9 protein-coding genes and 2 pseudogenes are annotated in these 8,723 nt (G+C 68.8%); 7 read left to right on the top strand and 4 right to left on the bottom strand.

Annotated elements, in window-relative coordinates:
- Window positions 1-303: 303 nt before the first annotated feature.
- On the bottom strand, window positions 304-708 hold the full coding sequence (locus tag ACZ6TI_RS48005; protein ID WP_465352012.1) for a helix-turn-helix domain-containing protein: 405 nt from the start codon (window positions 706-708) through the stop codon (window positions 304-306).
- Between the two features lie 596 nt (window positions 709-1,304).
- On the opposite strand from ACZ6TI_RS48005, the gene ACZ6TI_RS48000 reads away from it, so the two are divergent.
- On the top strand, window positions 1,305-2,174 hold the full coding sequence (locus tag ACZ6TI_RS48000; protein WP_465352011.1) for an alpha/beta fold hydrolase: 870 nt from the start codon (window positions 1,305-1,307) through the stop codon (window positions 2,172-2,174).
- Window positions 2,175-2,275: 101 nt separating this feature from the next.
- Here ACZ6TI_RS48000 and ACZ6TI_RS47995 read toward each other — a convergent pair.
- Window positions 2,276-2,491, bottom strand: a pseudogene (locus tag ACZ6TI_RS47995) (integrase core domain-containing protein); the annotation flags it as partial.
- Between ACZ6TI_RS47995 and ACZ6TI_RS47990 the strand changes: the two are divergent.
- Window positions 2,396-2,683 (top strand): annotated as a pseudogene (locus ACZ6TI_RS47990) (hypothetical protein); the annotation flags it as partial. The pseudogenes ACZ6TI_RS47995 and ACZ6TI_RS47990 sit on opposite strands and share 96 nt — an antisense overlap.
- On the opposite strand, the gene ACZ6TI_RS47985 reads toward ACZ6TI_RS47990, so the two are convergent.
- Window positions 2,579-3,472, bottom strand: coding sequence for an aminotransferase class I/II-fold pyridoxal phosphate-dependent enzyme (locus ACZ6TI_RS47985; RefSeq protein ID WP_465352013.1), 894 nt, complete (start codon window positions 3,470-3,472; stop codon window positions 2,579-2,581). The pseudogene ACZ6TI_RS47990 and the gene ACZ6TI_RS47985 sit on opposite strands and share 105 nt — an antisense overlap.
- A gap of 438 nt (window positions 3,473-3,910) precedes the next feature.
- Between ACZ6TI_RS47985 and ACZ6TI_RS47980 the strand changes: the two genes are divergently transcribed.
- The 5 genes from ACZ6TI_RS47980 (at window position 3,911) to ACZ6TI_RS47960 (ending at window position 8,130) form a co-directional block, all read left to right on the top strand.
- Entirely contained in the window at window positions 3,911-4,729 is an 819-nt protein-coding gene (locus ACZ6TI_RS47980) for a thioesterase family protein (RefSeq protein WP_465352010.1), read from the top strand.
- Window positions 4,730-4,807: 78 nt separating this feature from the next.
- Entirely contained in the window at window positions 4,808-5,620 is an 813-nt protein-coding gene (locus ACZ6TI_RS47975; protein WP_465352009.1) for an MFS transporter, read from the top strand.
- A gap of 88 nt (window positions 5,621-5,708) precedes the next feature.
- Window positions 5,709-5,834, top strand: a complete 126-nt coding sequence (locus ACZ6TI_RS47970; protein WP_465352008.1) for a hypothetical protein — start codon at window positions 5,709-5,711, stop codon at window positions 5,832-5,834.
- Between the two features lie 582 nt (window positions 5,835-6,416).
- The gene (locus ACZ6TI_RS47965; protein ID WP_465352007.1) at window positions 6,417-6,950 is read left to right on the top strand and encodes a SigE family RNA polymerase sigma factor; all 534 of its coding nucleotides are present in this window, start codon (window positions 6,417-6,419) and stop codon (window positions 6,948-6,950) included.
- 4 nt (window positions 6,951-6,954) lie between these two features.
- Complete coding sequence (locus tag ACZ6TI_RS47960; protein WP_465352006.1) at window positions 6,955-8,130, top strand: hypothetical protein; 1,176 nt, start codon at window positions 6,955-6,957, stop codon at window positions 8,128-8,130.
- A 278-nt stretch (window positions 8,131-8,408) separates the two neighbouring features.
- Here the strand turns inward: ACZ6TI_RS47960 and ACZ6TI_RS47955 are convergent, their stop codons facing one another.
- Window positions 8,409-8,624 carry a hypothetical protein gene (locus ACZ6TI_RS47955; protein WP_465352005.1) on the bottom strand — a complete coding sequence of 72 codons (216 nt, stop codon included), beginning with the start codon at window positions 8,622-8,624 and terminating at the stop codon, window positions 8,409-8,411.
- Between the last annotated feature and the right edge of the window lie 99 nt (window positions 8,625-8,723).

Raw genomic sequence — 8,723 nt, 5'->3', positions numbered from 1 at the left:
CGCGGTGCCCACAAACGGGGCCGGGCATCGACAAAGCGCTCAAACCAGCGACTTGACCGGCCTCGCTCCTTCATGGATGACACAGAGGGGTGCCATATCAATGCACGGCTGGGATAGGTGTTCGGTGCTCCGGCTTGTATCCCGACCGTGTTGCTCGCTGCCTGCCGGCCGTCACCTGTGGCGACTGTGCCAGCCAGTGAGCAAGACCGATAGTCGTGGTTCGTAGGTCGGCCGAAGGCTCGTGATGCTGATGAGGTTCGTTGTGGGGGAGCGGGGTTGGTGTGATCTGGATCCTGCGACCCGTTACCGCGCTGGCGTTGTCTTCGGTCGGTTCGAGCCGGCACCGGCTGTCGCCGGTCCCTGAAGGCTGGCCCCGTGCGGGTCGCTTGCGTCCGCTCTGTCGAGGTAGGCAATGACGTCGGTGTAGCGGATTCGGCGCAGCCGCCCGATCATGATGCTGTCGAGACGCCCGCCCCTGATCAGGTCATAGACTGTCGTCCTGCCGACCTTCAACAGATCGGCGGCCTCCTCGACGGTTAGCACAACGGATTCAATCGGCCGGCTGGCGGACGGCCGAGGGTCGGGGGTCAATTCCGGCGGTGCCGGTCGGGCCAGGAGCGCCGCAATCCGCAGCCGCTGATCGAGGGTCAGCGACATCGCATTGCCAGTGAGCTGCGCAATTGCCCGCTCGACGTCATCGCTGCCCACCGGGCCAACTTAGATCAACACGGTTGTCCCGGGGCGGCCGATCGGCTGGGAGTCACCACGGGGTCCAGGTGTCGCCGAAGGCATCGGCGGCGGACGCCGGACCGTAGCAATGGTGAACCTACGCCGCGGAGGCGCTCAACAGCTCGGGCGTCGAACCGCCGCTGACGCCGCCGCCTGGACATGTGTGCTCGCCGCCTGCCGAATCGAGTCTCGAGGGGAGCAGGTTGGTATCCAGGTGCAGAGGCGAAACGCGTACTCAAACACGGCAAGACCTAGCTTGTGAGCTGCGTCAACGTAGCCGAGGTGCAGGGCGATCTCGATGGCCGGATACAACCCAAAACTGCTCCCCTGTCGGGCGGCTGTCGATTACGGCTGACCTGCCGATCGGCTGAATCATCGCCGTCGCGGGCGAGAGTCTCATCTTGCCGCCGACGATGCTCGGCCGCCGATAGGGCCGTCATCGCCAACCGGCGTCGGCGTACCCCGCTTCTAACCGACGCTCCAAATCCGAGGGGGATAACGAGTAGCCACCACTCGCCCTCCTTCGCGAGGAGGTAGAGAATTGCGGCACCCCAACTGTGGAGGTGGAAGCTGACGTGAGCCACCCCGCGAACACCGACCCCCATCGGGTCGACACCCGGCTCGGACCATTGTCCGTGGCCACCCTCGGCGACGGCCCGCCCGCCGTGCTCTGGCACAGCATGTTGCTTGACTCCACCACCTGGACGCGGGTTTGCGAGCCACTCGCCGCCACTCGGGGGCTGATCATGGTGGATGCGCCTAACCATGGTGGGCAGGCAGGTGAGCGGCGTCCGTTCAGTGAGCCTGACTGCGTCGGCGCTGCGCGTGACATTCTGGACACGGAGGGCGTCCGCGACCCTGTCGACTGGCTGGGATGCTCGCTGGGTGGTCGGGTCGGCGTGATGTTTGCCGAAGCCCATCCCGACCGCTGTCGGACACTTACGGCGATTGGTGCCCCGATGCCGGGGTTCAGCGACAGTGAGCGCCGGCTCATCCGCATCTTGGCTCGGCTCTATCGGGTCGGCGGTCCCCGAGCGGTCACGGGCCCCGTCTTGGATTCCATGCTCGGACCAAAGGCCCGCACCGACGATCCCGTGGCCGCGGTTCTCGTGGAAGCCGCCGTCCGCCGGGCCGACCGCCGCGGAATGTACGACGCGATCCACTGGATCCACCTGAACCGTCGCGACCTCACACCTCTGCTGGAGAAGATCAAGACTCCCACCCTGTTCACCACCGGCCCGGACGATCCGTACTGGACAGTCGCCCAAGCCGGGCGGGCAGCCGCCCGGATGAGCAATGGCGCACTTGCCGTTCTGCCCGGGGCCGGTCATGTGGGACCGCTGTTCCGAGCGCCCGCGGAGTTGGTGAAACTCGTGAGTGCATTCTGGGCCAATCCGCTGGACACGGTCGCCGCATGCCGCGAGACCGGAGGCAGCCGCTCCTAACCGTCCGCTCCCAATTTCCATGACACTGCGGGGGCTCTAGCCAGCCTGTGCCGTGCCAAAACTCGTCCCATGGCCCGTGGCCTGCGGCTCGTTTGATTCGGTCATGCGGCCCGTGAGTATTGGTTGACCATGCCGCCGAGAACTCGCCTACGCCGCACCGGTGCCTTCATCGCGACGACCACATCGGGGTCGTGGTTGGGTGGGTGCTGCTCGAGGCTCTGGTGTGGACGGTGGTCGTTGAAGTGCCGTTCGTACGCGCCGAGCACGGTACGAGCGTGACGCTCGTGGTAGATCAGCATCCGGTCGGTGCACTCGGCTCGGACGCTGCGGACAAACCGTTCGGCATAACAGTTCGCGCGAGGCCTCGGCGGCTCGCCGGTTCGTCACCCGGGTGTTGCGGATGCTCACTGAAACCGACTGAGGTGATCACTGACCCCGCAGCGGTCTACCCGGGAGTTCTCGACGAGCTGGTCCCGTCGGCGTGGCACCACGTCGAGCAGTACGCGAACAACCCGGTGGAAGCCGATCACGGCCAGCTCAAACGCCGGCTGAGACCAATGCGCCAGCTTCTCCCGCGCGAGCGCGGCCGTGCGGGCGAGTTCACAGCGCCGGCGGACGAGCATGCCGTCGATCGTTCGCAGGACCTGTGCTGCGATGAGCTGGCTGGGCGCACTTATGCCCAGGTCCATCCGGTGGATCCGGCGGCGCAGCTCTGCGGCGGGCGCCTCGGGGGCAGGGATCCAGCCGACTCGCAAGCCACCCCAGATCGTCTTGGACAGTGACCCGATGGTGAATACGGGGGCACTACCGCACCGTTCGGCGAGTCCCGGCGGCGGCCGGTCGTCGAAACGCAGGTCGGCGAGCACGTTGTTCTCGACAACGGGCACCCGGTGCCGGTCGAAGGTGCGGGCAAGCGCGGTGAGGTGCTCGTCGGCCAGGACGCCGCCGGTGGGGTTGTTGACGATCGGCTGCAGCACCGCGACGGCCGCGGACCGCCGTGTGAGGGCCCGGTCGACGCCGTCGGGCTGGTGGAAGTCGACCGGCAAGGGGATGAAGCGCAGCGTCTCGCAGACGTCGAAGGTGCCGGGGTATGCCTCCCGTTCGACGAGGATCCGGTCGCCGGGCGAGGTGATGAGCTCCAGCGTGGCGAGCAGCGCGCGCGGGGCGCCGGGTATGACGACGACGTTGGCGGGACTGGTCGGCAGGTGGTGGGCCGCGGCCCGGCTGGCCACGATCTCCTGGAGTTCGACCAGGCCGGTGCCGTAGCCGTCGGCGGTCAGGGCGAAGATCTCCCGCACGGTGAGGCGGAACCCGCACTCGGCCAGGGCGCGGGCGTCCCACGGTACCGAGGCGGCCAGGTTGACGGCGGCGCTGCCGGCGGCCGCCTCGGCGAAGGACCGGCCGCGTCGGCGGCCCGTCCCGGCAATCCATGTGCCCGAGCCCTGCAATGCCCCGATCAGGCCGCGGGCTCGCAGGTCGGTGAGTGCGGCGCGCAGCGTCGGACGGCCTCACCGACAGCGCGTTGGCCAGGTCCCGTTCGGCCGGCAACCTCGTACCGGCGGGCAGCAGGCCGGCGTCGATGGCGTGGGTGAACGCGAGCGCGATCTGGTCGGGGGAGCCGTCCGGACGCGTCGATGGCCATCCACTCACCGAGGGCGTAGGAGACGGCGGAGGCATCCAAGCCATTTACCAATTGGTCAACAAGATCGGCACCAATTGAGCGTAGCGTCCCAACCGTGACATTGGATAGTCCCGCGGACACCGCCACGAACGGCGCGTGTCTGGACGAGACGACGCGCCTTCACGGCACCGGCGGGCACTACACCGCTCGCCTGTCTCCCGAGTGGCGGATCTGGGGCCCCAACGGCGGCTACCTCGCGACGCTCGCGCTTCGCGCTGCCGGGATGTGCGCCGACATTCCCCAGCCGGCCGGCATCCATGCCACGTTCCTGCGCTCGCCCCGTTTCGACGATGTCACCATCGACGTCGTGACGCTCAAGCGGGGCCGTCGCACCGAGGTCTTCGCGGTGACGATGACGCAGGACGACCGGCCCGTCCTGTCCGCGCAGGTGCAGACGGCGGCCGTGGCGCCGGGGTATGAGATGCAACCGGCACGGGCACCGGACATACCGTCGCCGTACGCCTCGACCGTGATGGAGCCGGGCGGGCCCTACCCCTTCTGGGCCAACCTTTCCCGCCGATCCACAAGCGACCCCGGCGGGGCGGGGCTGCGGGAGTGGCTCCGCTTCCGGCCGCGGGCGCAGTTCGACGATCCGTTCCTCGACGCCGCCCGATCGCTGATCCTGCTGGACACCTACGGCTGGCCCACGTTCTGGCACACGAACGGCGACGGGCCGTTCATCGCTCCGAGTCTCGACATCAACGCCTCGTTCCATCCCGTCGACACATCCTCGGACTGGTTGCTGATCGACTGCGCGGTCCAGGTCGGGCGGCAGGGCCGGATCGGCGTCACCGGGAAGGTCTGGGACGTCGATGGCCACCTCGTGGCGACCGGGGCCAGCCAGTTGTGCTGCGTGCCCGCACCACCCCCATGAACGGGCCACGGACGCCGGCGCTGCCCAACCGGCAGCCACGGACCGGCCCAGGACCACGGCGCCCAACTCCCCGGCGGGGTGGTGGGCGGTGGGCACGACGTTCGTTGCGCTGGGTGTGGCCTTCGGGTTCTCGTACAACTTCGGCAGCGTGGTTGCCCCGATGCGGGAGTCGCTGGGGATCAGCGCCGGCCAGGCCGGCTGGGTTTCTCGGTCTTCCCGTTCACCTTTCTCGCCCTCAGCGGCATGACCGGGCGGCTCGCCGACCGATACGGCCCGAGGCCCATGCTGGCCGCCGGTGGGACGGTCCTCGCCGCCGGGCTCGCGTTGATCGCGGCCGCCGGGCACGTCGCGACGGCGGTCGTCGGTTATCTGGTCGTGGGCATCGGCGTGAGTTGCGTCAACGTACCGACGGTCGCGAACGTCGGCGCGATGTTCGTGCGGCACCGGGTGCAGGCGGTCGGGATCGCCGTGACGGGCATCGGCGCCGGTACCGTGCTCGGCCCAATCGTCACGGCCAGACTCGTGGACTCGATCGGTTGGCGCCGCACCGAAGCGTGGCTCGGCCTCGCTTCCATGGTGGTGCTGCTGGCCTGCGCGGCGGTGATGCCGGTGGCCGCCCGCGGTGGACACGTCATCGCCACCTGGACGGTCCGCCGCCTGGCCGGCGACCCGATGTTCCGCTTGCTGTACGTCTCCGGATTCGCGGGAGGGCTGGTGCTGTACGTGCCGTTCGTGTTCGTCGCCCCGATGCGGGTACCCACCGATCCCGAACGCCGCAGCACGCCGCGCACTCCCACCCACCGCGACCAGTCCGCGCCCTCGACACGCCGACCGGACACGCCTCATCCTTTACCTGCCCGTCTACGGAGAGTGACTCGGCATTCTGGCTGATGGCGACACCGAGACAAGCCGCGATCCACAAAGGGCGCCGGTTTCACAATCACCACGTTGAGTGTGCGAGGCCCGTGGTGGAGCGCAGATGATCAGGCGTTCCGGGCGCCTTGCCGATGATGGGCGACACCTCACCGATCCGGCAGTCCGGTTCGCCGGGATCTTCGTCGGCGTCCTGAACGCCCTGCCCGTGGTGATTTTCAGCGTCACGTAACAACCGTCATCGTCGCGCCCCTGATAGATCACCACGGCCAGCACATGCATGGAGGCACTGCGCAGGCCCGTAGTCGGCGATCCCATCGCGGTCTCCTCCCCGTGACTGGCCGTGGCGTGGGGTTCAGGACGCAGCGCGCACCCGGTGCGGTCGATGCACAGGCGTCACGCTCGACCCACTGGCCACGGTGCCCGCCATGTCAATACCGCTGTCGGACGCACCATCCGAGCGCTCGCGCAGGATCAGCGGTGCCGGAGCGCGAGAATCTCGGCGTCTTTGGCGTGGTCGCTCATGGGTGGAAGGCGGAGCAGCGCGAGCGTGTTGGCCACACCGAGGTAGGCCAGTCGAAGCAGCACAGCGGGTCATCTTCGCGTAGTTATCGGCCTGGATGTCTGCCGCGTAGGGCCGGCACTCGTAACCGCAGCGGATCTCGTCTCGATGATCAAGGTGGCCATGGCCAGGACGGATGAGGTTTTCGGCACGCGCAGGGTCTCGAACGGCGCCCAGCATCTTTTCTTTCCCGGTTGTGCAACCTTTTGGCGGGACGGCACCGTTCCACCTCCGTCATGAGGAGGCAGCCGATTGAAAGCCGACGACGAGCAGGCGTTCCGCGAGTTCGTGACGTCCCAGATGGCGTCCTTGCGGAAACTCGCCTACGTAACCTGCGGGGACTGGCACGCGGCGGAGGACGCCGTGGCCAACACGCTGGTCAAGCTCTACCCACGCTGGCGCAAGCTGGAACGACCGGATCTGTACGCCAAGACCATGGTCCTGCGGGCCGCGATCGACGAGAAACGCCGTCCGTGGCGGCGGGAACGGTCGGCCGGCGACGCCATGCCTGACACCGCGGTGAGCGACGCCAGCGGGGTGACCGCCGAGCGGATGCGCCTGCGGTCCGCGCTCGCGGCGGTGCCCGCCCGCCAGCGGGCCGCCGTGGTCCTGCGGCACTACCTGGGACTCAGCCTGGAGGACACGGCCGGGATCCTGGGCTGCACCGTGGGCACGGCCAAGAGCCAGGCGTCGCGCGGGCTGGCCAAGCTGCGCGGGTTGCTGGCGGCCGAGGGCATCAATCTGACCGGGGAGACGATGGAGGAGTGGGCCAGTGCAGTTGCATGAATTCGTGGACACCGTAACCGCCGGCGAGCCGCCGCTGACGCACAGCGCGGACGACATCGTCGCGGCGGGCCGTCGGGCCGAGCGGCGCCGCCGGGCTGGGCTGGCCTCGGCCGGTGCCGCCGGGCTGGTCGTGGTCGCGGTGGCGGGTGCGTTCGCCCTGCCGTCGCTGACCGGCCCGAACGCGACCCGGCCGGACCCGGGTCGGGCGGCCCCCGCGGCGGCCGCTCCGGAGCCGGCCGCCTTCGACTTCACCTTCAAGGGGTACGACGTGGGCAAGTTCCACGTGAAGGACCCGATCGTGGTGTCCGCCGCGTACCAGATGTCGTCGATCTACATGGACGGCCGATTCACCAACGACGAGTCGGTGGGCGACGTCAGCGAGGCCGAGCTGGCCGCCAACCGGTCCCGGCCGAGGCTGAACGCCTTCCTCACCGTCTACCGGCCGGGGGCGTTCGACCCCAAGGGGATCGAGAAGGGCACCGAGCTGACGGTGGCCGGGCGCCGCGCGGTCCAGGCGACGTTGCCCGACGAGCTCGACCCGGCGAAGGCTCCGACGCCCGGCAACAAGCTGCTGGCCTGGGAGTACGCCGACAACGCCTGGGCGACCGTCACGTCGCAGTCCAACATCGCCGCCGAGCCGTCCTTCGCCGACCTGGGCACGCTGGTACCGGGTCTGAAGCCGGGCAGGCCGCGGCCGGCCACGCTGCCGTTCACCGTGGGTTACGTGCCCGACGGTTACCAGGCGATGCAGGTCAGCTCGCACGCCGCGATCGGCCTGGGCGGCATCTACCTGGCCCGGGACGGCGTCTACGGTGCCGTCGAGTACGGCCGCGAGGCGCCGCCGACCACCGGCCTGACCAAGCCGTGGGAGCAGGGTGAGCGGGCACGGCGTAGCGGCACCTTCACGATCACGGTCCTGCCCAGCGAGAAGTCCAACTCGCCGGCCGAGGCGGGGAAGACCCGGTGCTTCAAGTGGCACGCGTGCAACATCTGGAGTGCCGACGGCAAGCTGGTGATCGAGGTCAGCGCCGGCGGTGCCGGCACGCCGTCGAGGAGCTCGACCCCTTCGCGCACCGACCTGCCAGACGCCGAGCTGACGAAGATCGCCAAGTCGGTCAAGCTGGCCGACCTTGAGAAGGACAGCACCTGGACCCCGGCCAGCCAGGCCGTGCGTCCCTAACCGAACCGCCAGGGACGGCGGCGCCGCTTCGAGCGCGGCGCCGCCGTTCGGCGTCACATCAGGGCACCGTCTTGCCGGACGACGACCGGACCGCAGCGGAGAGTGGGACGACGTGACGATGGCGGCGGTCGGAGACACCGACCGGGCTGGTCTCAGCAAGCGGCGCAAGTGGTTCGCGAGGCACTGCTGCACCTGACCATCATCGCCGTGCTCCGGGTCAAGGACGGCCGGTCGTCTCCTACCGCGACTACAACAACCCACTCGTACTCGCCGAGACTTCAGCTGTTGACCCACACTGATGAGTCGGTCTTGACGGAGCCTACGACTTTGAGCACCTCGGCCGCCCGGTCCCGGTTCTCCTTCAGGGGCCGGGCCGCGGACAGGTCGCCGCTGTCGAGCATCGCCCGGAAACACGCCACCACCCGCTCATCCGGCTCTTCCGACGCCGGCGTCAAGCCCAGCCGGCGTTCCAGGCCACTCAGCACCCGGTCCACAGGCGACCCCTCAGCGGCGTCCGCATGCCCCGAATGAACTCGATCATGGAACGATGGATCCAGTCCTCCCGTATGAGCTGCTCGACCGGACGCTGATCT

Source organism: Actinoplanes sp. NPDC051388 (assembly GCF_055586225.1).
The sequence above is the reverse complement of the archived record's forward strand: the minus strand, read 5'-3'. Positions and strand labels throughout refer to the sequence as shown.